General features: G+C 40.8%; 28 protein-coding genes. 3 read left to right on the top strand and 25 right to left on the bottom strand.

The genetic code is table 11. From position 1 onward, the window contains the following. Nucleotides 1–4 precede the first annotated feature (4 nt). From O3652_RS06555 to O3652_RS06545, 3 genes are all read right to left on the bottom strand, one after another. Nucleotides 5–1099: a cystathionine gamma-synthase gene (locus tag O3652_RS06555; RefSeq protein WP_070683874.1), complete on the bottom strand. Its 1095-nt coding sequence runs from the start codon at nt 1097–1099 to the stop codon at nt 5–7. Nucleotides 1100–1244: 145 nt separating this feature from the next. Then, a complete protein-coding gene (locus O3652_RS06550; RefSeq protein ID WP_125413056.1) occupies nt 1245–3203 on the bottom strand; it encodes a peptide ABC transporter substrate-binding protein in 1959 nt (652 codons plus the stop codon). A gap of 202 nt (nt 3204–3405) precedes the next feature. Then, complete coding sequence (locus tag O3652_RS06545) at nt 3406–5028, bottom strand: polysaccharide biosynthesis protein (protein WP_125413055.1); 1623 nt, start codon at nt 5026–5028, stop codon at nt 3406–3408. 105 nt (nt 5029–5133) lie between these two features. Between O3652_RS06545 and O3652_RS06540 the strand changes: the two genes are divergently transcribed. After that, nucleotides 5134–6579, top strand: a complete 1446-nt coding sequence (locus O3652_RS06540; protein ID WP_125413054.1) for a UDP-N-acetylmuramoyl-L-alanyl-D-glutamate--L-lysine ligase — start codon at nt 5134–5136, stop codon at nt 6577–6579. Between the two features lie 31 nt (nt 6580–6610). On the opposite strand, the gene O3652_RS06535 is transcribed toward O3652_RS06540, so the two are convergent. The 20 genes from O3652_RS06535 to O3652_RS06440 all read right to left on the bottom strand — a co-directional run bounded on the left by O3652_RS06535 (nt 6611) and on the right by O3652_RS06440 (nt 22724). Further along, nucleotides 6611–6811 (bottom strand): CsbD family protein, encoded by a 201-nt coding sequence (locus O3652_RS06535; RefSeq protein WP_000051179.1) that lies wholly within the window; start codon nt 6809–6811, stop codon nt 6611–6613. Between the two features lie 101 nt (nt 6812–6912). After that, nucleotides 6913–7563 (bottom strand): DUF1803 domain-containing protein, encoded by a 651-nt coding sequence (locus O3652_RS06530; protein ID WP_070568548.1) that lies wholly within the window; start codon nt 7561–7563, stop codon nt 6913–6915. Then, nucleotides 7547–8059: a YiiX/YebB-like N1pC/P60 family cysteine hydrolase gene (locus tag O3652_RS06525; protein ID WP_070568545.1), complete on the bottom strand. Its 513-nt coding sequence runs from the start codon at nt 8057–8059 to the stop codon at nt 7547–7549. Before O3652_RS06525 ends, O3652_RS06530 begins: the two co-directional genes overlap by 17 nt. 122 nt (nt 8060–8181) lie before the next feature. Continuing rightward, nucleotides 8182–8508, bottom strand: a complete 327-nt coding sequence (locus O3652_RS06520; protein ID WP_070568543.1) for a DUF2568 domain-containing protein — start codon at nt 8506–8508, stop codon at nt 8182–8184. 53 nt (nt 8509–8561) lie between these two features. Continuing rightward, nucleotides 8562–9497, bottom strand: a complete 936-nt coding sequence (locus tag O3652_RS06515) for a manganese-dependent inorganic pyrophosphatase (protein WP_125413053.1) — start codon at nt 9495–9497, stop codon at nt 8562–8564. Nucleotides 9498–9582: 85 nt separating this feature from the next. Further along, nucleotides 9583–9867 (bottom strand): GIY-YIG nuclease family protein, encoded by a 285-nt coding sequence (locus tag O3652_RS06510; RefSeq protein WP_125413052.1) that lies wholly within the window; start codon nt 9865–9867, stop codon nt 9583–9585. Continuing rightward, a complete protein-coding gene (locus O3652_RS06505) occupies nt 9857–10606 on the bottom strand; it encodes a tRNA1(Val) (adenine(37)-N6)-methyltransferase (RefSeq protein ID WP_125413051.1) in 750 nt (249 codons plus the stop codon). The genes O3652_RS06510 and O3652_RS06505 overlap by 11 nt, the downstream gene beginning before the upstream one ends. Before the next feature lie 53 nt (nt 10607–10659). Further along, nucleotides 10660–11019: a S1 RNA-binding domain-containing protein gene (locus O3652_RS06500; protein ID WP_000689619.1), complete on the bottom strand. Its 360-nt coding sequence runs from the start codon at nt 11017–11019 to the stop codon at nt 10660–10662. A gap of 1 nt (nt 11020) precedes the next feature. Further along, a complete protein-coding gene (locus O3652_RS06495) occupies nt 11021–12421 on the bottom strand; it encodes a bifunctional Cof-type HAD-IIB family hydrolase/peptidylprolyl isomerase (RefSeq protein ID WP_125413050.1) in 1401 nt (466 codons plus the stop codon). Between the two features lie 121 nt (nt 12422–12542). Next, a complete protein-coding gene (locus tag O3652_RS06490; RefSeq protein ID WP_125413049.1) occupies nt 12543–13646 on the bottom strand; it encodes a glycosyl hydrolase family 8 in 1104 nt (367 codons plus the stop codon). 8 nt (nt 13647–13654) lie between these two features. After that, nucleotides 13655–14965, bottom strand: coding sequence for a glycosyltransferase (locus O3652_RS06485; protein ID WP_125413048.1), 1311 nt, complete (start codon nt 14963–14965; stop codon nt 13655–13657). A 142-nt stretch (nt 14966–15107) separates the two neighbouring features. Continuing rightward, nucleotides 15108–15887 (bottom strand): hypothetical protein, encoded by a 780-nt coding sequence (locus O3652_RS06480; RefSeq protein WP_125413047.1) that lies wholly within the window; start codon nt 15885–15887, stop codon nt 15108–15110. Nucleotides 15888–15893: 6 nt separating this feature from the next. Next, nucleotides 15894–17042 carry a non-hydrolyzing UDP-N-acetylglucosamine 2-epimerase gene (gene wecB, locus O3652_RS06475; RefSeq protein WP_125413046.1) on the bottom strand — a complete coding sequence of 383 codons (1149 nt, stop codon included), beginning with the start codon at nt 17040–17042 and terminating at the stop codon, nt 15894–15896. Between the two features lie 438 nt (nt 17043–17480). Beyond that, on the bottom strand, nt 17481–17990 hold the full coding sequence (locus tag O3652_RS06470) for a GNAT family N-acetyltransferase (protein ID WP_125413045.1): 510 nt from the start codon (nt 17988–17990) through the stop codon (nt 17481–17483). Between the two features lie 381 nt (nt 17991–18371). Then, the gene (gene rpsR / locus O3652_RS06465; protein ID WP_000068664.1) at nt 18372–18611 is read right to left on the bottom strand and encodes a 30S ribosomal protein S18; all 240 of its coding nucleotides are present in this window, start codon (nt 18609–18611) and stop codon (nt 18372–18374) included. A gap of 31 nt (nt 18612–18642) precedes the next feature. Next, nucleotides 18643–19113, bottom strand: coding sequence for a single-stranded DNA-binding protein SsbA (gene ssbA, locus O3652_RS06460; protein WP_125413044.1), 471 nt, complete (start codon nt 19111–19113; stop codon nt 18643–18645). A gap of 11 nt (nt 19114–19124) precedes the next feature. Then, entirely contained in the window at nt 19125–19415 is a 291-nt protein-coding gene (gene rpsF, locus O3652_RS06455; RefSeq protein ID WP_001151782.1) for a 30S ribosomal protein S6, read from the bottom strand. 148 nt (nt 19416–19563) lie between these two features. After that, on the bottom strand, nt 19564–20907 hold the full coding sequence (gene asnS / locus O3652_RS06450; protein ID WP_000167160.1) for an asparagine--tRNA ligase: 1344 nt from the start codon (nt 20905–20907) through the stop codon (nt 19564–19566). Nucleotides 20908–21059: 152 nt separating this feature from the next. Beyond that, nucleotides 21060–22238 carry a pyridoxal phosphate-dependent aminotransferase gene (locus O3652_RS06445; protein WP_000777446.1) on the bottom strand — a complete coding sequence of 393 codons (1179 nt, stop codon included), beginning with the start codon at nt 22236–22238 and terminating at the stop codon, nt 21060–21062. A 9-nt stretch (nt 22239–22247) separates the two neighbouring features. Continuing rightward, nucleotides 22248–22724, bottom strand: a complete 477-nt coding sequence (locus O3652_RS06440; protein ID WP_084937127.1) for a DUF5590 domain-containing protein — start codon at nt 22722–22724, stop codon at nt 22248–22250. 118 nt (nt 22725–22842) lie between these two features. On the opposite strand from O3652_RS06440, the gene O3652_RS06435 reads away from it, so the two are divergent. Beyond that, complete coding sequence (locus O3652_RS06435; protein WP_371590185.1) at nt 22843–23289, top strand: MarR family winged helix-turn-helix transcriptional regulator; 447 nt, start codon at nt 22843–22845, stop codon at nt 23287–23289. Between the two features lie 91 nt (nt 23290–23380). After that, nucleotides 23381–23929: an NADPH-dependent FMN reductase gene (locus O3652_RS06430; protein WP_000039632.1), complete on the top strand. Its 549-nt coding sequence runs from the start codon at nt 23381–23383 to the stop codon at nt 23927–23929. Nucleotides 23930–23960: 31 nt separating this feature from the next. Here the strand turns inward: O3652_RS06430 and yaaA are convergent, their stop codons facing one another. Both yaaA and O3652_RS06420 read right to left on the bottom strand, forming a co-directional pair. After that, entirely contained in the window at nt 23961–24689 is a 729-nt protein-coding gene (yaaA, locus tag O3652_RS06425; protein ID WP_371590184.1) for a peroxide stress protein YaaA, read from the bottom strand. A 79-nt stretch (nt 24690–24768) separates the two neighbouring features. Next, nucleotides 24769–24900, bottom strand: coding sequence for a DUF3953 domain-containing protein (locus O3652_RS06420; protein WP_002874755.1), 132 nt, complete (start codon nt 24898–24900; stop codon nt 24769–24771). Nucleotides 24901–24973: the final 73 nt, after the last annotated feature.

Raw genomic sequence — 24973 nt, 5'->3', positions numbered from 1 at the left:
TATCTTATCCTTCCAAAGCTTGGCGCAAGTCCGCAATCAAATCTCTAGCATCTTCAATCCCAATGGATAAACGCAGGAGGTCATCTGTTAAGCCATAGGAATGGCGCACTTCTGCTGGAATATCCGCATGGGTTTGAGTTGTCGGATAGGTGATCAGACTCTCCACCCCACCCAAACTTTCCGCAAAAGAGAAGACCTTCAAGCTATTTAAAATATGAGGAATACGCTTTTCATTCACTACTTTAAAGGAAATCATGCCTCCACGTCCTGTATAGAGCACTTCCTTGACAGCAGGTGAATCCTTCAAAAAAGCAACCACTTCTTGGGCATTGGCTGTAGAACGTTCCATACGAAGAGGTAGAGTTTTAAGACCACGAATCAACTGATAACTATCAAATGGTGACAAGACCGCACCAGTCGTATTCAAATTGTAGAACAGTTGCTCATATAGTTCTAAACTATTAGTCACAACTACCCCAGCCAAGACATCATTGTGCCCTGCTAGATACTTGGTGGCTGAATGAAGAACGATATCCGCACCATCTTCAATCGGACGTTGGTAAATCGGACTGTAGAAGGTATTGTCCACCACTACCTTGGCACCCTTGGCATGAGCTAGTTTGGCTAGTTTGGCAATATCAAATTCCAACATCAAGGGATTGGTCGGTGTTTCAATATAGAGAACATCCACATCTTTCTCTAACTCAGCAATCAACTCTTCTTCTGTATTGGCATAGGTAAAATGGAAACGACCTTCCTGTTCCACTTGGTTGAACCAACGGAAAGAACCACCATAAAGGTCTCGCACTGCCAGGACTTTACTTCCTACAGGAAAGACACTAAAGGCCAGTACAATCGCAGCCATTCCTGAGCTCGTCGCTAGGGCATAGTCTGCTGACTCAATAGCCGCCAAGACCTCCTCAGCCTTACTGCGAGTTGGGTTTTTAGTCCGAGTATAGTCAAATCCAGTAGACTGGCCAAACTCTGGATGCTGATAAGTGGTTGAAAAATGAAGCGGCGTCACCAAGGCACCTGTAGCCTCATCTGACTTGATTCCCGCCTGGGCCAAAATTGTGTTGATGTGTAGTTCTTTGCTCATACAATACCTCCAAATCTATAGTAACTATTGTACCACTTATTTTCACTAACTCATTTTCTTGTTTTCAAGAGCTAGTTATAGTTTCAAACTATATAAAAACGATAGTTCCTTGAGAAACTATCGTTTTTCCTGTTGAATAGACTGGTTATTTAACGTGTTTTGCCAGTTCTTCTTGGGCTTTTTTATTTGATTCTTCTTTTTCTTTTAGCCATTTTTCTTTAGCTTTTTCATACTCATCAGCCGTTACAGTCTTATCTTGTAACTTGAGATACTTGTATGATTCGACACCTTTATTTCCAGCTTGTGAGAATGGTGATGAGAATGGAACTGTCTTTCTCAAGGTCGGTGTTCCACCCTGGGAAACGTTTGGAATTGCAAGGGCGCTATCAACGAGCCAAGCTTGAATTTCAGCATATTTTTCATAACGTTTTGCTGGTTCTTGCTCCTTGTTCGCTTCTTCTAACATTTGAGTGTAAGTATCCAGACCAACTGCCTTAGCCTTGTCATTGACCTCACCTGGTTCTAGACCAATGTTTTGCAACATACCACCGTTATTGACATTTAAGATATCAAGATAACTTGATGGATCCAAGTAGTCCGCACTCCAACCGCCATTATAGATATCAAAGTCTTTTTGAGCTGCAGTTTGAGCTAGGTAGCTAGAGTTGTCAAAGTCATCTGTTGATAGCTGTTGGATATCGATAACCACATTCTCAGCTCCTAGAACAGATTCGATGGATTGTTTCAAAGAGCTTGCTTCAAGTACACCTTTTTTAGCTGATTGGTCTACAGATACATCCAAGTGGATTGGGAATTGCACACCCTTAGCTTCCAATTCTTTCTTAGCTTCTGCAAATTTAGCTTTAGCCTTGTCAGGATTGTAGTATGGATCTTGCGCATCTGCAAAGTTGATTCCTTGCCATTCTTGGCCATAGTTGACCATCTTTTCTGAAACAACATCGCCAAAGTCTTTTCCGTTGATGCTTACAAATGTAGGAGGTACAACCAAGTTACGAATAATCTTCGTTGCTCCTTCTTCCCCTTGAGATTGTGCTCCATAGGCTGTACGGTTATAAGCATAGTTGAAGGCTTGACGGAAGTTTTTATTCAGAACTGCTTCTTGGGTTGATTTCTTTTCGATATCTGAGGATTTAGACGTGAAGTTATAAGATTTTCTGTCCAAGTTGAAGTTCAAGTAATAAGAAGTTGCGTTTTGCATACTATAGATGATGTTATCCTTGTTCTTCTCTTTAATGCCTTCAAAGCTTGAGCTATTTGGATAGAGAAGCGCGTAGCTGTATACTCCTTCTACGAAGTTACGAGCTAGGGCATCTTGGTCACTACCATCATAGTAAGTCAATTTCACATCGTCCACAAAGACATTTTTAGCATCCCAGTAATTTGGATTTTTCTTGTATTCGATAACAGATTTTGAAACAAACGATTTCATCAAGAAAGGTCCACTATACAAAATACTAGAAGGATCTACCTTACCAAAATCATCCCCTTTTGATTTTAGGAAGTCTGCATTGACAGGGAAGAGAATGGTTGAAGTTGTTTTAGAATTCCAATAAGGTTCTGGACGTGTCAAAGTATACTGAACTGTTTGGTCGTCAATCGCCTTAACACCGACAGTTGAAAAGTCAGTTGTTTTACCGTTGATATAGTCATCCAAACCTGCTACAGAGTCTTGAACCAAGTACAAGGCTTCGGATTTTTTATCAGCAGCATATTTCAAACCTGTCACAAAGTCTTGGGCCGTTACAGGGGCGTATTCTTCACCCTCATAAGTATACCATTTTGCATCCTTACGCAATTTGTAAGTATAGGTCAAACCGTCCTGAGAAACAGTCCAATCCTCTGCCAATGATGGAACATAGTTACCGTATTGGTCATTTTCCATCAACCCATCCACCAAATTGGTCACGATGTCGGTAGTTGTTGCACGGTTTTCTGCAAGATAGTTCAAACTAGATGGATCGCTCGAATAAACATAGTTATATGTTTTAGAAGCGCTACTTGAATTTCCACATGCGCTCAGTAAGATACCAGCGCTTAACACGACACTTGCAAGTGTCAGATACTTGGCCTTAGACTTTTTCATTTCCAGAACCTCCTGTTTAAAAGTTTTGTCTTATTATACAGCTTTAGTTTTATTTAGTCAAGCGATTTCTGAAGAAAAACTTAAAAAAGCATATTTTTTGCTCTTGATTTTAGAAAAAGTTCTCTTTTTTTAAGAAAAATGTAGTATAAAAACCTTTCTGTTAAAGAAAGGTTAAATTCATTACTTTTATTTATAAATCTTTTTACGATATTTTCAATCGTATACGTAGTCGGTCTGCTTGAGCTTTGCCAATTATCTTGTCTAAGAGTCGTGTCCGTAGGCTCATCAAACCATACAGACCTCCTCCAAGACCTCCGATGAGAGCCACATAAAGGAAACTCCAGAAACGTCCACTTGGTTGGAAGACAAAACCGAGCAGCCACTGCAAGAAGCCAACTAGGATAAACATGACAAGGGTCAAGATAGTAATCAAGATAGTTCGTTTCAAGATTATCTTTCGACGAGCACCCGTTACCTGGCAGATGTCTCGGTACATCAAGACATTCGGAATAATCAAGCCGATAGTCGTTGAAATCAAGGGACCATAGCTATGGAAAATAGCAATGGTTGGCAATTGCAAGACAATCTTAGCAATGGAACCATAGATAAAGTATAGAACTGCCTTGCGGTTTCGGAACATGGCCTGAAGCATAGGAGACAAGACCATATACAAGCCTAGGATAGTAGACTGCAAAACTGCAAAGACAAACAAGCCCATGGCCAGACTATCTGGCTTACCGTAAAAGACTGTATAAAGAGGCTCCCCTACCATGACCACTCCAACCGTTGCCGGTAGTAGAAATAAGAAGAGCATGGTGAGGCTATCTTGGACTAGGCGAGCCGCAGCTGGCAAGTCACCTTTTACATAGTTTTCCGTCAAAAGCGGCAAGCCGACACTCCCAATCGAAACCCCTACAGAGATTAAAATCATAGTAATTTTATTCGGATTGGCAGAGAAATAAGAAAACATGACAACCAAGTCTTCATTGCTGTAGTTGGTAAACCACTTCATACTATTGATAAAGGTCATCTGGTCTAAAATCTGGAAGAGTTGAATGGCTGACCCTGTCAGGATAAAGGGAATGGCTTCCTTGATTGTATCAACCAAGAGTCGCTTACTATTGATTTTATCCCGTGTTTCAAAAACTCTTTTAAGCAAACCTTCTTGGGCAAGGAAGTAGATCAAAACTGCAAAACTTGCCACCATCCCCACAAAGGCTGCAAAGGTCGATTGGGTAACTGCTGCTAGGTAGTCACCAGAACCCATCTTCATAATGAAGAAGGTTGCCATCAACATCCAGATAACACGGATCACCTGCTCGGCGATTTGACTCATAGCATAGGGTTTCAGGTTATTCATCCCTTGGAAGAACCCTCGGATGACACTCATAGATGGGAAAATCAAGACCGCCCAAGCCAAGCTCTGCATGATGGGAATCAGGTCTTTCCCCACACCTGACAAATCTGCTAACCAGGGAGAAAAGAGATACAAGACCAAGGCAAAGACTAAGCCCAAGCCCGTCATAAAGCTTAGGAAACTCCGAATCAAGGCAAAGCTGTGCTCTTCTTCTCGCATGGTATTGTACTTAGCCACTTGTTTGGCGACCGCAACTGGGATACCCGCTGTCGAAATCAGCAAGAACCAGGCGTAAATATTGTAGCCCATGGTAAAGAGCCCATTTGCCTTGGCAGCATAGGTCCCCATCCAGATATACCAGGGAATAATGTAGATAGCACCAAGGAGGCGACTAATAAAGTTACTAGCTGTTAGCCAAGCAGTTCCTCGCAACATCTGGGCTTGCTGGTGATTGTTTTCGTTAGACATAGCTTCCTCATTCAATTTTGATAACTAGGAAAAGTTCCTTATCTTCCATTATAAACTTTTCCTTGTTACTTGTAAAATTCGGGCTTGAAGTTTATAATAGAAAGTATGATTAAGATTGAAACCGTATTAGATATTTTAAAGAAGGATGGCCTTTTTCGCGAGATTATTGACCAAGGACATTACCACTACAACTACAGTGAAGTTGTTTTTGATAGCATCAGTTATGACAGCCGAAAAGTAAAAGAAGGGACTCTTTTTTTTGCAAAAGGTTCTGCCTTTAAAAAAGAATACCTCCTATCCGCTATAACGCAAGGATTAGCTTGGTATGTCGCAGAAAAGGACTACGAAGTCGGTATCCCCGTCATCATTGTGAACGATATCAAAAAAGCCATGAGTTTGATTGCTATGGAATTTTATGGAAATCCACAAGAAAAACTCAAAATTCTCGCTTTCACAGGGACAAAAGGAAAGACAACAGCAGCTTACTTTGCTTACCACATCCTATCTCAACGCTACCCAACAGCTCTCTTGTCAACTATGAACACAACTCTGGATGGCGAGACCTTCTTTAAATCTTCCTTCTCAACACCAGAAAATATCGATCTTTTCGACATGATGGCTCAGGCTGTTAAGAATGGAAGAACCCATCTTGTAATGGAAGTCTCTAGCCAAGCCTATCTTGTTCATCGAGTCTATGGTCTGACCTTTGATGTAGGTGTCTTTCTTAACATCACTCCTGACCATATCGGTCCGATTGAGCATCCTAGCTTTGAAGACTACTTCTATCACAAACGTCTCTTGATGAAAAATAGTCGAGCAGTTGTCATTAATAGCGACATGGACCACTTTTCTGTATTGAAAGAACAAGTAGAAGATCAAGAACATGACTTCTATGGTAGCCAGTCAAGTAACCAAATCGAGAACTCCAAAGCCTTTAGCTTTTCAGCTACAGGTAAACTCGCTGGTGATTATGATATCCAACTCATCGGCCACTTTAACCAAGAAAATGCAGTTGCTGCAGGACTTGCCTGTCTTCGTCTAGGTGCCAGTCTAGAGGACATCAAAAAAGGGATCGCTGCAACCCGCGTTCCTGGACGTATGGAAGTTCTCACTCAGAAAAATGGAGCCAAGGTCTTCATCGACTATGCCCACAATGGTGATAGTCTGAAAAAACTGATTTCTGTTGTTGAAACTCATCAAACTGGAAAGATTGCTCTGGTTCTCGGTTCGACTGGAAACAAGGGTGAAAGTCGCCGCAAAGACTTTGGCCTCCTCCTCAATCAGCATCCCGAGATTCAAGTCTTTCTCACCGCGGATGACCCCAACTATGAAGATCCAATGGCCATTGCTGAAGAAATCAGTAGCTATATCAGTCATCCTGTTGAAAAGATTGCCAATCGTGAAGAAGCCATCAAGGCAGCGATGGCCATCACAAATCAAGAACTAGATGCCGTGATTATTGCTGGTAAGGGAGCTGATTGTTACCAAATCGTCCAAGGAAAGAAAGAAGACTATCCTGGAGACGCAGCTATCGCAGAATGTTATCTATAAAAAAATCAAGGGAAACATTCCCTTGATTTTTTTAGTCTTCTTTCTTAAATGAATTTTTAAGACCTTCAACGGCACCTTCTACAGCACCTTTAGCATCTTCAACAACTTCTTTTGCTTTGGCAACTGTTTTTTCAACAGTACCTTCTGCTTCTGTCTTGCTATCACCAGTAACTTTACCAAATCCTTCTTTGATAGCACCAGTTGCTTGATCCAATTTATTTTCAAGTGACATAGTTCTGTCTCCTTTGCTTTTAATACGATAAACGTTATCGCTTACATTCAGTTTATGCTTATTCTTTAGCAAAGTCAAATAATCTGCTCAAAAGCAAGCAATTAAGGCAAATAGAAAGTCAAGCGTTCCTTGTCGAAATCAACAGCCAACTCATACTTCCCTTCTTCGTTTTGAACAATATAGCCTAAGACGACTAAACTCTCAACGAAAATATCACGCCGTTTCTGCATGAGCTGGTCCTTTTTGAGGAACTTGAGTAAAAACGTCGTCATATACTTGAGAGCATACTCAGGATTGACATCTCCCAAAATGGCATAGAGTTCCTGCTGTTTTTCCGTCAAAGGATATTGGTGCTTGACCTTGTAGAAATAGTTGGATAGGATCATTTTTGTCCGCACAAAGTCGGTCTTTTCAACTAAAATGGCTGCATTGGTTTGATTGCGCAATTCTGTCTCAAAAGTCTTCTCCAGTAAGGCTTGATAGACTGGACTGTCCTCTCTGATAAAAATTTCTTGGTCAAGGCATAAACCATCCGTAGATTCTAAAAAAGGGAGATTGAGGGAATAGCGTTTGTTTTCCCTTAGGATCAAACCTGCCTTTATATACTCTTCCATGAGTTTATCAACTGCCACATCTGGAAACTGAGCCTTAATTTCTCGTAGAATCACATCGTCATGCTGGTCCAGATAGTCCACCAAATCTATAAAAAATGGCTGTCGAGTCAATCGGGAGGGATTAAAAATCTGAATCATGAAGATTCCTTTCTTTACATTCTAAAAGAGGAGATGCTGCCAACTGACTGGGATTGGTTCCTGGTTGATTGAGAGGCACAGGAAGTTCGAGTTTCCTGTAGTATTCTCTCCAAAAATCACTAATCTCCTGCTCCCCGTCTCCAAATTGCATCGGAATAGTCTCAAAAATAGGAAGAATTTCCGCGATATACTGGGAGCAGTAAAAGCCAGACCCATCTGGATATAACGAGCTATTATAAGGAGCACCTAGATGCTGGCAAGCCATCTTCTTTACCAAGTCAACTTCCAGCTCTGGATAGACATAAAGATCGTAGAGATGAGTCGGTTCAAAAAAATCAGCAGGTTCTTGACAAATAACACCTGCTTGCCCACTAGCATGGTAGATGAAACCATCCAAAAAGATGGCTACATGACTATAGTACCCCGTAGAAGCCTGGATGGCTTGCCCCATATCTGAAAGGTCCTTCACAAAAATCAAATCACCATTTTCTAACATCTTTCTCTCCTAGAAAAAAAGGAGCCGAAACCCCTTTAGCTATAAGGAAAACATCGTTTTCTCGTGTCAATCTCTAGTCAAATGATTACCATTAAAATAATTCATTAACTATATTCTAAGAATCACTCTAGCTGAAAATAATAAAGTAGCACCAAACTTCCAAAAGACAGGGCTAAGTAGAGGATCCCTATTTGTAATCCATACAAATACCAAAAACTACCACTAACCAAAATAAAAATCGATGTATCAGCAACGAGGCGACGCCATTTTTTAAAAGCATGTGGAGATTTTGGCGCCATATATCGTGCCCAAAATAAGATTAATAGAACTGCTAGAAGAAAAAATAGGAATTTTTCCTGCCAAGAAATTTGTATCACAGACACGGAGAAAAGACCAAGTATTGCGACAATCTCAACCAAAAAGCGCAGTCCTTCAATCAATCGCATCATGCTATCACCTTCTATGAATAGTCAAATTAACAGTTCCAAATATTCCTTAAGAATTACCCATTAAAGCTTTCAGTCAACTGAGGCACCACTTGTTTCTTACGTGAAACAGCACCTGGAAGGAAAGCGTGGTTGTTTTCAAGTTTGAAGTTGAAAGCTGCTTCGACCTTGTCCATGTTTGATCCAAGAGCAAGGATTTCTGAGTTTGAGTTGACGATGTCTGTAATCATCAAAACAAAATCTGAGTAGCCGTTTGCTGCATTAGCCTCTTGCATTGCTGCTTCGATTTCAGCTTGGCGTTCCAAGACTTCAGCAATATCAACTGTGTTAACCTGAGCAACACGAACCTTATTTCCGTTGAGTTCAAAAGTCTTAGCATCAATGTCAATCAATTCTTCAGCAGATTTACTAGCCAAGTTTGTACCAGCTTTCAGCATAGCAAGACCGTACTCTTCCAAGTTGACACCAGCCAATTCAGCCAATTCAGGAGCAATGACTTTATCAGATGGGTGAGTTGTTGGTGATTTCAAAAGAAGGGTATCTGAAATCAAACCTGAAAGCATCAAACCTGCGATTTCTTTAGGAACTGCTACACCATGTTCTTTGAACATGCGGTAAACGATAGATGAAGCTGATCCAACTGGTTCCAAGCGCATGTAAAGCGGACTTGCAGTTTCAAAGTTAGCAACACGGTGGTGGTCCACAACACCGTATACTTCTACTTCAACGATATCTGACACTGACTGTTGGAATTCATTGTGGTCAGTCAAGATGACTTGTTCTGCACCTTCTGCTTTAGCAGATGTGATAACACGCGGTGCTTCTACACCAAAATAGTTCAAAACGAAGGCTGTTTCTTCATTAGGAGTTCCAAGTGCTACTGCTTCTGTGTCCAATCCATAAGCCTCTTTTGCAAGATAGGCAAAGGCTACAGATGACCCGATGGCATCTGAGTCTGGATTTTGGTGACCAAATACTAGAATCTTAGACATGATAATACCTCTTTAAATTTATTCATCTTATTGTAGCACTTTTTTCCTCTTTTGACAAAAGTAAGAGGAGTCAAAGGACTCCTCATTACAAGTCAAAAGAATCGACTAAATTTCTATTTTGATTCTCTTTGAAATAATTTTCTTTTTGCATACGTGTCTTGCGCTTGAAAAGAGCTTCGGCAGACATGGCATCTTCCTTACTGGCAAAACCCTCTACATAGATGAGTTTGACTGGCAAGCGAGCTCGGGTATACTTGGCTCCCTTACCACTATTATGAACGGCAAGGCGCCTCTTCACATCCGTTGTATAGCCCGTATAGTAAGACTCGTCGCGGCACTCCACCACATACATATAGGCTTTATGATCCATAGTAAATCTCTTGAATTTCTGGTGTATAGGAACCATCATCATTGTGAACAATGAGTGGTGGTAAGACCTTAAAGCCACTGGTCGAGCCATCCTTGATAGCTTCGATTAAGAGCATATTGGCCTCCTTCTCTCGTTTAGGATAGACAAATTGCAGGCGCTTAGGTGCCAAATTGTGGCGTTGAAGCATGTCCAAGATATCCAAGAGCCGATCAGGACGATGGACCATGGCCAAACGACCATTAGACTTGAGAATACTCTGAGCACTTCGGCAGATTTCTTCTAGGTTAGTCGTAATTTCGTGTCTGGCCAGAAGGTAGTGCTCACTCTCGTTCAGATTAGAATGCGGATCCACCTTAAAATAAGGCGGATTGCACAAAATCATATCCACCTTACTTCCCTGAATGTGGGCAGGCATATTTTTCAAATCATCACAGATGACCTGCATCTGCTCTTCCAAGCCATTCAACTGAACCGAACGCTCTGCCATATCCGCCAAGCGCTCCTGAATCTCTACAGATATTATCCGCGCCTGAGTACGTGAACTAGCAAAAAGTCCCACTGCACCATTTCCAGCACAAAAGTCCACAATTAAACCCCGTTTAGGGAAGCGAGGAAAGCGCGATAAAAGAACACTATCCACCGAATAGCTAAACACCTCTCTATTTTGAATGATCTTGATATCTGTCGAAAAGAGCTGGTTGATTCGCTCTCCTGGTTTTAATAATTGTTCTTCTTTCATACTTTCATTATAACAGATTATGTTAATATTACAAATGATTTAAATAATCGTATTTATGGCTTCTTCTTTAAATGCTCTAGTGCCTCACGCGTCCAAACAGGCATCATTCGCCCAAGTGGTGCAAAACCGTGCTTGATCCGATCATTTGAAAAACGTCTCCGTCTTGGCAATTGATGTTTTTCCTCTTCCAGAGTACGGATAGAAAGACTAGCCTTCCCAGTGTATTCGTCAAAATCCACCACCTGAACTTGGACTTCATCACCAATTTTTAAAATGTCATAGATATTTTCAATAAATCCCGTCCGAATCTCCGAGATGTGAATCAGCCCTGTCACCCCTGTCTCTAACTCGACAAAGGCACCATAGGGCTGAATTCCTGTAATACGCCCAGTTAGCTTATCACCAATTTTCATTCTAGTCCTCAATTTCAATCGTTTCAATTACTACATCTTCAACTGGTTTGTCCATTGCGCCAGTCTCAACAGCTGCAATGGCATCCAAGATCGCAAATGATTCAGCATCTACCAACTGCCCGAAAACAGTATGGCGGCGGTCAAGGTGAGGAGTTCCACCTTGTTCTGCATAGATCTCAGCGATTGGTTCAGGCCAGCCACCACGCGCAATCTCTTTCTTAGAGTACGGCAAATGTTGGTTTTGTACGATAAAGAACTGGCTACCATTGGTATTTGGACCCGCATTGGCCATAGAAAGGGCACCACGGATATTGTAGAGTTCTTCTGAAAATTCATCTTCAAAAGAGTCACCATAGATTGACTCGCCACCCATACCAGTACCAGTTGGGTCTCCACCTTGGATCATAAAGTCCTTGATAATACGATGGAAAATGACACCATCATAGTAACCATCTTTAGACAGAGCAACAAAGTTGGCCACTGTTTTAGGAGCATGTTCAGGGAAGAGCTTGATACGCAAGTCTCCGTGATTTGTTTTAATGGTCGCTAGCGGACCTTCTACTGTTTCAATGTCTACTTGTGGGAAATGCAATTCTTTTTCTACCATACCAAATCTTTCTAAGGCATCAAAAATGCCATCTTCTTCTACTGTTTTTGTAATATAATCTGCTTTTTCTTTGATTTTTTCATGGGAAACTCCCATGGCAATACTGATTCCAGCATAATCAAAGAGTTCCAAGTCATTGAGCCCATCCCCAAAGACCATAACATTCTCTGGTTTCAAGCCTAGATGGTCCACCACCTTGGCTACACCTGTGGCTTTTGAACCTGAAATAGGCACGATATCAGATGAATGTTCATGCCAACGCACCATGCGAAGTTTATCCGATAAAGACTCTGGCAAGCGCAAGGCATCTCCTTTATCTTCAAAGGTCCACATCTGATAAATCTCTACTTTTTCATGGAAGTCTGGATCCACATCCAAGTTTGGATAAATGGGATCAATAGCCTCACTGATCAGTTCTGTTCGAGTGGAGAGTTTAGCGTCATGACTGCCAACCAAGCCATATTCAATTCCCTCTCGCTTGGTCCAAGAGACATACTCCTCAACATCTAACTTCTCAATCTGATGCTGATAAATGACCTGGCCTTTTTTATCTTCAATATAGGCCCCATTTAGGGTTACAAAAAAGTCCGGCTTGAGCTCACGAATCTCTGGAACAACACCAAAAATGCCACGACCAGAGGCAATTCCTGTTAAAATTCCTTTTTCACGCAACTGTTTAAAGACAGTGGGAATTGTAGCTGGAATAAAACCTGTCTTTGACGTACGCAAGGTATCATCGATATCAAAAAAGACGATTTTAATCTTCTTTGCCTTATATTTTAATTTCGCATCCATCTCTCTACCTCTTTTCCATCACTCTTCCATTATACCATAAAGCTGATGAAATTCCTTTTTTGGAAAAAGATGAAAATCCTATCAAAAAGAGAGCTAGTAAAACTAGCCCTCTCTTTTCATCCTAGAACATCTCTAGAGCAATCATGGTAATCATCGTTGCATCATAGTAGTTGTCCAAAGGTAAATCTTGTGTGAAAATGTATTTATTTTGCTGAAGAAGTTTCAGATAGCCTTCTCCCTTGTCAGATGCATAGGTAATCGGTGCCAAAAAACTACCTGCCTGGTATTGATTGAGGGCCGTTCCGTTCAAGTCATAACCAGCATAAATGCGTTGCTCTTTCATAAAGAAATCCATCATCTTTTGAACGAGTTTTTGGCTTCTTTCATCCTGACTCTGAGACAAGTGATATGGCAAACGACAAGCGTTATAAGAATAAGCCCCATCGTATTGAGATTCGATAGTGTTGGCATCAACAAGACGCGCCCCTGACTTCTCAGCCCAGATAAAGTCTGGCAAGAGACCCGTATCAGAATGAGAACTGATTTGCTCCAATTGCCCAAGCATCTTATCCTTAACATCTAGCCACTGTTTGTTTCCAGTCAGGTCATAGAAAGACTGGAAATAGTGAGGAAGAGTATCAGACGTCCGCATCAAGTAATAATAATCGGAATCCTTGTTTGCCCAGTTTCCTACTGTTAGGACACCTGTCTCTTCATTGTAATTGTATTTAAGGATATCATCTAAGATTTTTTTAGCTTGCTCTTGGTATTCCTGCGCCTTATCTGGCCACTGCTTGGCAGCTTCAATCAAAGAATAAGCGATATAGAGATCTCCATCAGTTGCATTTTGTTTCTCGACCGTTTCGCTATCATTTTTGATCACTTGCTTCCAAGACATCAACTGCGTTCCCTCAATACGATGATTTTGATAATAGCGATAAAGACTCTCATAATCTGCTTGACTTGCTTGCCCTTTTTGGGCTGCTAAAACCGTTATGAGCATGCCGTAACTTTGGGCTTCAGATAGAACTGTTGTTCCCTCCGAATCACTCGTCGTACGAACATAAGACTGATCGTCTTTTGTAACGAGAAACTGTTGGCTCCATTGGCTGTAAATTCGATTACGCATCTCAATTTTAGTCCTTCCTCTTGCTAAAAACAAGGCTAAACAAAAGATAGAAAGGATGAGCACAAACCATACATATTTTAATTTATTCGTTTTCATAGAACCTCCTATCCTGCAAATCGCTTGGTTTTAACCCACTTGGTTTCTTTTCGTCGGAGTACCTTGTCCAGAACGATTGAAGAAATAGAATCAATGGAAACAACGATAAACATCTGTGCATAAGTGAAATAGGCAGCCAAAGCCAACCAGATTTGCTTTGTCGTCGCTTGTCCAAATTGACTTGCTAATGCTGTCATAATTTGCATCAGATAAAGACCAATCATGAGAATCCAGTTGAAGAGCATGAGCTGGGCGATGTAGATATTGTCCGCATCAAAAGCAAATGGAACCCTGACATCTGGGAAGAAAAGATTTAAACAAATCGCTAGCACATTCGCTAGGAAAATCAAATCCGATAGGACAATGGCAAAGTTAAACCAAAAGAAAACACATGAATAGTTAAAGACTTCTAGTTTGACACGCCAGTTTGCTCTGCCAAATAAATGCTTAAAGTTTGATAGAACAACTTCATAATTTCCTTTTGCCCAGCGTTTCCGTTGCATATAGTAACTCTTTAAGGTCTCAGGTTCTTGTTGGAAAGCCTCTGAATTATAGGCAAGGGCAATCAATTTACCACTCTGCATGATTTTGAAGGAAATATCGGTATCCTCGGTTAAGGCACCATTTTTCCAACCACCGATACTCTTTACAAAGTCGGTTTGAATGATAAAGTTGGTTCCTGGAATACGCCCAATTTTAAAGAGATGCCACATCCCAACGTGGTGCACGCGCTGAGTAACAACGATTTCCTGGTTAATACAACGAGTCAAGAAATTTTGATTAGCGTTTCGAGTCTTGTTGCGGCCGAAAGATGCCACATGAAGTTCTGGATCCTTCATCACTTCTTTGACAAGGAAATAAAGGGCATTTTTTTCAGGCATGGCATCAGCATCATAGACACAGATGTATTCACCTGTTGCCATCTCCAAAGCATCGTTTAGAACGCCCGCTTTTCCTCCCGTACCAGTACGGTCGATAATAGTCAGATTTCTTCCTGCATATTCAGGCATGGCTTGTACAGACAAACACTCTGAATAGGTGTTGTCCGAACAGTTATCCGCAAACAAGAGCAACTCCACACGGTCGTGAGGATAGTTCATATCTAAGATAGCTTTTGCCGTTTGGGCAATAACCACATCCTCATTATGAGCAGGAACAACAATGGTGACCTTCGGATAATAAGGTAGCGGCGAAGTGTCTACACGAAAATCACTGTGTTTAAACCAAAAGTGTACTGCCGAAAAGAGAATTACCAAGCCCCATGCCAGAGAAATCCAAATTGTAAGCAAGGTAAAAATCATTAACATTTGACTAATCATGATTCACCGCCTTAAAATTTTTGTTTACTCGATGGTAAAGAATATTGTATGCAATAAATAGTATGATAAAACAAATGCCAAAGGCGAGACTGAGTCCCAAAGCAATACCAAAAAATAGTTCGGTTAAAGTCATGTTTCCCTCCTAATATTCTACAATTACATCTGTCTCTAATTGACGTTTGAGATGACTGGCAACATCTGCGTAGTCTTGGTATTTATCTTTATTATCAGAATTAATCACCAAATAGCCTGTTTGAAACTGAATTCCTTGATTGCCATCTTCTCCATGAAAAACTAAACTGCTCAGTGTCTCCTGCAAACCACTAAAGTAAAGTTCCTTCAAAGAATGTTGGCTACTACTCGATAGAACGAGAAAATTACCATCCGAAACGTAATAGAGCTTATCATTGTAACTCAATTCCTGAGCAATTACCTCTTGAATGCGACTGAGCATCTGGTTATGTTCTTTCGGTTTAATCTGGAAGAACAAATCTTCATGTGCCCAATGAATCAATAGAGATTGAACCATAACATCACTTTGTTCAGTGACCATAGTTTGGTAATCTGCTCGAGCTTCGTCTTCCTGTTCTTGGACCTTTGAGGCCACCTTGAAGAAATAATAACGAACCTTAAGTAGAATCCCAATCAAAAGTGGAAAACTGATCAATAAGAAGAACAGTTGAATGATTGGGATATAAACCACACCCGCAATCAAAACGATAAGTCCAAAACCAAATGCTAAGATAAGGGTCCAAGTAAGCAAAAGGTCAGATAATACCAACACTGCAAACAAGGCTAAAGCTAAAAACAAGATTTCTTCTAAAATGATTGCTCGAGCATACAAAAAACAAAGCACCAAAAGAATGACCTCACAAGCAAGCAAAGCCATAAGCCAGTTTTTAAATTGACTCCAATTTTTCATTTTATCTTATTTCCCCCCTTTGAATTCCGATACAGAAGTCGCTGCCCCAAAGTACTGTTGAATAGATTGTACGATTCGTTCAGAGGCTCTTCCATCTCCATAAGGATTTGGTGCCTGAGACATTTGTCTATAAAGAGTTTCATCTGTTAAGAGTGCTGCCATCGCTTGTTTCACACATACTGGATCCGTACCAACTAGCTTCAAAGTACCTGCTCTTACTCCTTCTGGACGTTCCGTCGTGTCACGAAGGACAAGGACAGGTTTGCCGAGAGAAGGCGCCTCTTCCTGAACACCTCCAGAGTCAGTCATGATAAAATAGCTTCTTGAAGCCAAATTATGAAAATCAAGTACATCTAAAGGCTCAATCAAGTGAATACGATCGTGACCAGCTAAGATATCGTTTGCTGCTTCTTGCACAGCAGGGCTAAGGTGAACAGGATAAACAACTTCAATTTCCTGATGAAGATCGACCATCTCACGTAAAGCTGTAAAGACATTTCTCATTGGTTGACCTTGATTCTCACGACGGTGCATGGTTACCAATACAAGTTTCTTATCTGGATCCAATTGATCTAAAACATCATGATAGTAATCCGATTGAACGGTTAGTTTCAAGGCATCAATGGCTGTATTTCCCGTAATGACAATAGCAGACTCAGGGTGATTTTCCTTGAGGAGATTTTCTTTACTCTCACTAGTTGGAGCAAAATAGAGATCCGCTAGGTTATCGGTCATCTGACGATTCATTTCTTCTGGGAAAGGAGAATACTTATCAAATGTCCTTAGACCAGCTTCAACGTGCCCGATACGTACCTGATTATAGAAAGCAACTAAACTTGCTACAAAAGTTGTTGTTGTATCTCCATGAACAAGAATCATATCTGGAAGTTCTTGCTTAACAACTGGATCAAACTTTTCTAAAATTTTTCCAGTAATATCTAAAAGGGATTGATTTTTTCCCATAATATCCAGATCATAATGTGGCTTGATGCTAAAAGTTTCAAGAACTTGATCAAGCATTTGACGGTGCTGAGCTGTCACAACTGTGATCGTCTCAATGCTGTCACTATGTTTTTGCAATTCTAACACTAAAGGGGCCATTTTAATAGCTTCTGGTCGTGTTCCAAAAACAACCATCACTTTCAGTTTCTTCATTATGCTATCCTTCTACTATAATAAAATTTGACACATCAGATTAATTTTTATATCGAATTATTGCGCAAATCAATTAATTTGATTATCTTAATTATTTTACCGTCAATTAATTTATATGTCAAATTTTTTCCAAATTATATTATTGCATTTAATTTAATTTTAACAATTTGTAACCTTTTTGTAATAATATTATTTACAACCTTTAAAAAGCCTTATTTTAGGAAATTTTAAGACTTTTCAAAAGAATCCGTTTTTTAAAAAAACTAAACCTTATATGTTTTTTTCGATATTTATTTTTATCTTGATATTTCAAACAATTATATTTTACCACTTTGAGGAATAAATCAAACAATTTCAAACAAAAAAATCCCTTTTTCGAATGAAAAAGGGACTGTGATTGTTTACTATATTTAAAATTTAAATCTTATAAAATCTGTCTTAAAACAAATTTTTCGACAGATATAAAACAAGGTCACCGATATCTTCACACACCGCATTCATGGCCGGTTGATGGTTCTGATACCAAACACCCGTCCCATCTGGAATATAGCCTCGTTTGATGTACAATCTCTGGGCAGGTCCATATCCTGAATGGAGCCCAACACCAAGGGTCACCTTATCCGATATGAGTTTAACTCGTTTTTCTGCTTCTTCCAGCAAGAGATTTCCAATACCTTGATTTTGAAAGGGCTCAAAGACATTGAAATCTGAAAGTTCTGGATAGATTTCTGCAAAAGGCCCCTGCTTAGCGCAGGGCAAAATTGTGATATAACCCGCTAAAGCACTCTCAACCTCTGCAACTAAGACTTCTCTCTCCCCACATTCTTGCTCCTTAAAGTATCGAGTTAAAATCTCCTCTCTACTTGGCCAACCTTGATTGGTAAAACCTTGGGATAGTTCTTTAACATCAGATGTTTGCATTTTTCTAATCAGACATGTTGTTTCCATAAGGTACTCCTTAAAAGCCTTCTTCCACTATTATAGCACGATAATAGAGATTAAAAGAAAAAACCTAGTAAGACAAAAGAATCTTACTAGGTCAAAAGGGACTCCATTCTAACAGAGTCCTGGAAAAGTCTGAAAAAAAGGGCCACTGGACCCAACTCGCTCTCTCGTTTCAAAGCTCGTGAAACAAAGACCTGTTGGGGTCTTGACTCGCTTTCTTATTTCCAAGCTCATGAAAAAAAGACCTGTTGGGGTCTTGACTCGCTTTCTTATTTCCGAGCTCATGAAAAAAAGGGCCACTAGACTCAACTCGCTCTCTCATTTCCATGCTCGTGAAAAAAAGACCCGTAAGGGTCTGAAAAAGAGGTCCCCCGGACCTCTTTTTTAATCTTCGTTTACGAAAGGCATCAAAGCCATTACGCGTGCGCGTTTGATAGCTGTTGTTACTTTACGTTGGTTTTTAGCTGAAGTTCCTGTTACACGACGTGGAAGGATTTTCCCACGTTCTGAAACGAAACGGCTAAGAAGCTCAGTATCTTTGTAATCAACATATTCAATTTTGTTTGCTGCGATGTAATCAACTTTTTTACGGCGTTTGAATCCGCCACGACGTTGTTGAGCCATGTTTTTTCTCCTTTATAGTATTAATTGTCCATTAGAATGGTAAATCATCATCTGAAATGTCCAATGGATTGGTTGCTCCGAATGGATTTTCAGAACGTGAAAAGTCTGGTACTGGGTTTGCAGGTACTGATTGACCAGCAGTTGGTGCAGAATAAGCTCCACCTGAATGTCCTTCGCGCACTCCGCGGCTTTCCAACATTTGGAAATTCTCAGCCACGACTTCTGTTACGTAGACACGTTGTCCTTGCTGGTTATCGTAACTACGAGTCTGGATACGGCCTGTGATCCCGATAAGAGAGCCTTTTTTAGCCCAGTTAGCAAGATTTTCAGCCTGTTGGCGCCACATAACGACATTGATGAAATCAGCCTCACGTTCGCCATTTTGACTCTTAAATGTACGGTTTACTGCAAGAGTAAAAGTCGCAACTGCTACATTTGATGGGGTATAACGCAACTCAGCGTCACGTGTCATACGCCCTACAAGTACAACATTGTTAATCATAATTTACCTTCTTACGCGTCAAGTTTGACGATCATGTGACGAAGAATGTCAGCGTTGATTTTTGAAAGACGGTCAAACTCTTTAAGAGCTGCGTCGTCGTTTGCTTCAACGTTAACGATGTGGTAAAGTCCTTCACGGAAATCTTGGATTTCGTATGCAAGACGACGTTTTTCCCATGATTTTGATTCAACAACAGTTGCACCGTTGTCAGTCAAGATAGAGTCAAAACGTGCTACCAAAGCGTTTTTCGCTTCTTCTTCAATGTTTGGACGAATGATATAAAGAATTTCGTATTTAGCCATTGATATGTTCCTCCTTTTGGTCTAATGACCCCTAGTCTTTGCAAGGGGTAAGTGAGGTTTGCTCACAATAAACTATTATACTAGAAAAACTGATAGATAGCAAGATAAAAGTGTAAAAAGAAGATGAAAATATCTTCTTTTTACTAGTTTATGGTTTGATACGATGCAACATACGTGGGAATGGAATAGCTTCACGGATATGTTTGGTTCCAGCTGCGAAGGTTACCATACGTTCAATACCGATACCAAATCCACCGTGTGGTACAGTACCGTATTTACGAAGGTCAAGGTAGAATTCATACTCTGTACGATCCATACCAAGTTCATCCATCTTAGCTACAAGGGCATCGTAGTCTTCCTCACGCATAGAACCACCAATGATTTCTCCATAGCCTTCTGGAGCAAGCAAATCTGCACAAAGCACGCGCTCTGGATTTCCAGGAACTGGTTTCATGTAGAAGGCCTTGATAGCTGCTGGGTAGTTCATGACAAATGTTGGCACACCAAAGTGGTTTGAGATCCAAGTTTCATGTGGTGAACCAAAGTCATCACCATGCTCAAGGTGTTCGTAGTCAGCATCTTCATCGTTTTCATGCTCTTGCAAGAGGTCAATGGCTTGATCGTAAGTGATTCGTTTGAATGGCTCTGCAATGTAGCGTTTCAAGAGCTCTGTATCACGTTCCAAGGTTTCCAAGGCTTGAGGCGCACGATCTAGAACACCTTGAAGAAGGGCTTTTACATACGCTTCTTGCAAGTCAAGTGACTCATCGTGTGTCAAGTATGAGTATTCAGCGTCCATCATCCAGAACTCAGTCAAGTGACGGCGCGTTTTTGATTTTTCAGCACGGAATACTGGACCAAAGTCAAAGACACGGCCAAGAGCCATAGCACCTGCCTCTAGGTAAAGCTGACCTGATTGGCTCAAGTAGGCTGGCGTTCCGAAGTAATCTGTTTCAAAGAGTTCTGTTGAATCCTCTGCCGCATTTCCTGAAAGAATTGGGCTATCAAACTTCATGAAGCCGTTCTTGTCGAAAAACTCATAAGTTGCATAGATGATAGCGTTACGGATTTGCATCACCGCTACTTGCTTACGAGAACGGAGCCACAAGTGACGGTTGTCCATCAAGAAGTCTGTTCCGTGTTCTTTTGGAGTGATTGGGTAGTCTTGAGATTCACCGATCACTTCGATGTCTGTGATATCGAGCTCATAGCCAAACTTAGAACGCTCGTCTTCTTTGACAATTCCTGTCACATAAACAGAAGTTTCTTGACTCAAGCGTTTGATGACATCAAACTTCTCAAGTCCCACTTCTTCACCAAATTTTTCTACAAAGTTTGGTTTAAAGGCTACACCTTGGAAGAAGGCTGTTCCGTCACGCAATTGCAAGAAGGCAATTTTCCCTTTTCCTGATTTGTTGGCAACCCAGGCTCCGATGGTCACTTCTTGACCAACGTAGTCTTTTACATCAATAATTGTTACACGTTTTGTCATAATCTATCTTCCTTTTTTCGTTTAACTTGTCCGAAGACATCATTACCCACTATTTTACCATAAATAGACTGTGATAGCTAGGTTCTACTAGAGAAAAATCGCGAGATTTTCGTTACAAAAAATCTTCGCTAAAAAGGCGAAGATTCTAAGTTTTATTTTTCCATAAACTGGTGCAAACGACGAATAGCTTCTTTTAATGTGTCCAAGTCTGTGGCATAGCTGAGACGAACATTTTCTGGTGCTCCAAATCCAGCTCCTGTAATCAAGGCCAGTCCGACTTCTTCGAGAATAGCTGTTGTAAACTCTGTCACATCGGTATAACCCTTCATTTCCATCGCTTTTTTAACATTTGGGAAGAGATAGAAGGCACCTTGGGGCTTGACAACTTCAAAACCTGGGACTTGGCACAAGAGTGGATAAATGGTATTCAAACGTTCTTCAAAGGCTTGGCGCATGGTTTCAACAGAGTCTTGCGGTCCAGTTAGGGCTTCAATGGTAGCATATTGAGATACTGCTGTCAGATTTGAAGTCGTTTGTCCTGTCAATTTGCTCATAGCAGCGATAATTTCAGGATTTCCCACAGCATAACCTACCCGCCAACCAGTCATGGCATAGGCCTTAGATACACCGTTAATCACAATGGTTTGCTTGCGAATGGCTTCTGACAAACTAGAAATTGGAACAAATTCGTTTCCGTTATAAACCAGACGACCGTAAATATCATCTGCTAGGATAAGGACATCATGCGCAACAGCCCAATTTCCGATAGCCAAAAGTTCCTCGCGAGAGTAAATCATACCGGTCGGATTCGATGGCGAATTGAGAACCAAGACCTTGGTCTTATCTGTTCGGGCTGCTTCTAGCTGCTCTACTGTTACTTTAAAGTGATTGTCTTCCTTGGCCTGGACAAAGACTGGCACACCTTCTGCCATCTTGACCTGGTCTCCATAGCTGACCCAGTATGGTGTAGGAATGATGACCTCATCACCTGGATTGACCACAGCCATAAAGAAGGTGTAGAGAGAGAACTTGGCACCAGTGGCAAAGGTAACCTCGTTAGCCGCTACGGAATACCCATAGTAGCGTTCAAAATAGGTATTAACCGCCGCTTTTAACTCTGGTAGGCCTGAAGCAACTGTATAGAAGGAAGCACGTCCATCTCGAATCGCTTCTACCGCTGCATCCTGAATGTTTTCAGGAGTATGAAAATCAGGCTGTCCCAAGGTTAAGAAAAGAACATCCTTTCCCTGAGCTTTTAATGCTTTGGCTCTTGCATCACTAGCTAGAGTGACGCTTTCTTCCATTTCTAGTACACGTTTGGATAGTTTCATATGCCCTCCTTATTGGATCACTGCTCCTGTTTCAAAGTCGACCAGATAGTACTGGTTTCCTGACTTAACTTCCCAAATCGGCTTGTCCTGATAACGACCAAAGGTAATCTTGTCAATGTCGCTAGCTCCTTTTTCCCTCGAAATCGTCGCTGCCTTGTCTTGAGAAATCCCTTTATCAAGCTGATAAACATAAATCTTGTGGTCATTCTTTTCAATCAGTACGGCAATGGCCTCTTGCTTTTTATTATGTCCTAAAACGCTGTAATAACCTTCTAATCCATTATAAAAATCAACCTGATCTGCCTCTTCCAATTCTGCATACTGCTTGGCTAGTTTTTCTCCCTCAACTCTAGCATCTTGATAGGGTTTCATGCTGAGTGATATCAGATAAAGGAAGGAAGTGGTCATGACTAGTACTACCAGAGCAATGCCGATTCCATACTGTAAAAGTAGCTTGTTTTTTGCTTTTTTCTGTCTTAGTTTCACTCGTCTATTTTACCATCTCTCCTTCTTTATTACAAGTGAAGACAGGAACATTCTAAGATTCTTTTCCTATAAAATGTAAGTTCTTGTTTTTCTCTCTCATTATTGATAAAATAGCCTTATGAAACAATATTTGAAAGAGAAAATTTCCGATAATCAATTAGACTTAAAAACAGCTATCATCCTCAACAAAGCCATACGAACCTTTAAACCATATGAAGCCAAGGCTGCTAAAGAACACGGGCTAACACCCACCCAATTTTCAGTTTTGGAAACCCTCTATAGCAAGGGAGAACTACGCATTCAGGATTTGATTGAAAAAATGCTAGCCACTTCTGGAAACATGACTGTTGTCATTCGAAATATGGTTCGAGATGGATGGATTTCTAGAACTTGCGACCCCAAGGATCGTCGCTCCTTTTTCCTGAAATTAACACCTGCAGGACGCAAAAAAATCGAGGAGGTTCTTCCTGACCATATTGATTCTATCGTAGAAGCACTCAGCATCTTGGAAGATGGCGAAAAGGAAGATTTAATCCAGATTTTAAAAAAATTTAAAAATTTGTGAGCAAAATTATTGCTAATTAGTATCATTTGTTGTAACATGAATGGTAACAAAAGAGTTCGCTCTTTGAATTTTAAACTAAAGGAGACACATCATGTCTAAAAAAGTATTATTTATCGTCGGTTCACTACGCCAAGGTTCTTTCAACCACCAAATGGCCCTCGAAGCTGAAAAAGCACTTGCTGGAAAAGCGGAAGTTAGCTATCTTGATTATTCAGCTGTTCCTCTCTTCAGCCAAGATTTGGAAGTTCCAACTCATCCAGCTGTAGCTGCTGCTCGTGAAGCAGTCCTTGCTGCGGATGCTATCTGGATCTTCTCTCCAGTCTACAACTTCTCTATCCCTGGAACCGTGAAAAACTTGCTTGACTGGCTCTCTCGTGCCCTTGACTTGTCTGATACACGTGGCGCTTCTGCTCTCCAAGACAAGTTTGTTACTGTCTCATCTGTAGCCAATGCCGGTCACGATCAACTCTTTGCTATTTATAAAGACCTCTTGCCATTTATCCGTACACAAGTCGTTGGTGACTTTACAGCCGCTCGTGTCAATGACTCTGCTTGGGCAGATGGAAAATTGGTGTTAGAAGAAGCAACTGCTTCATCACTTGCAAAACAAGCGGACGACCTTCTTGCAGCCATCAACTAATACAGTAAAAACCAGCTCGAATGAGCTGGTTTTATGCTTGTTTCACAAAGACGAGTTCTAAATCACTTGATAAATCAGGTCGGTAGTCAAAACCTGCAAAACTGAGCTTGCGAGCTTGTTCGACTGTATGGACTTGCCCCTCTATCAAGGCGGTTAAAAAGGCACCACGGGCTTTTTTTGAAATAGTTGAGTGGATCTTCAGCTGACCTGCCTTGTCCTCCATAAATTTGAAGGTCACCATCTTTTCTCTGATTTCCTTAGAAAATGCGGTTTCAAACTCTGATGATAGGAGTGAGAATATCAAGTTCTCATCCTGTAGGGCCTCATCGTAGGCTGACTTCCAATGACTCTTTAAAGTTTTACCAGCTACTTTTAACTTCATCAGAAAGTCCAAACGGTGAGGAGCCATGGGCGACAAGGCGGGGACAACACCGTATAAAGCCGAGGTAATTAGGACATGATTTTCAAGATAGGTTTGTTCAACCTCAGTTAACCCATCTCGTTTGATGTGACGATACATGAGACCATCGAAAAGTTTCAAGGCTGGATAATGTTTAGCCCTGTGATCTTTTAAAGCTTGAATATGGCCGTACTCTTCTTCTGCTTTCTCGGCAGATACCTTATAAAAAGTCTCTAATTCACTAGCTGAGTAATGCGCCAGTGAGTCAAGGACTGCCTGACTTTCTTCCCTCAAGGGGAGCGCTTCGATACAAGGATGGTTTGTGTTCATTTCTTTTGCTGTTGGGATTAAAATTTTCATATTGTTAGTGTAGCATATTTTTCAATCACGACCAAGAATTTCATCTTAAAAACCTCGGTTCACACCGAGGTTTCTCTGTTTATTTTGGCCATCCTAACCAGATAGCCACGAGAACAAGGGCTGTGCCAGCTAAGCTTGTTAAGATAGATAAGAATTTATCTTTTTTCTCCTTGAACTGAGAAAACCTATTTTTATACTCAATGAAAATCAAAGAGCAAACTAGGAAGCTAGCCGCAGGCTGTACTTGAGTACGGCAAGGCGACGCTGACGTAGTTTGAATTTGA

The sequence above is a fragment of the Streptococcus sp. 27098_8_23 genome (assembly GCF_041432195.1).
In the GTDB taxonomy this organism is placed as follows: domain Bacteria; phylum Bacillota; class Bacilli; order Lactobacillales; family Streptococcaceae; genus Streptococcus.
Note: the sequence above shows the minus strand (reverse complement) of the source record. Positions and strands in the feature narration are given on the sequence as shown.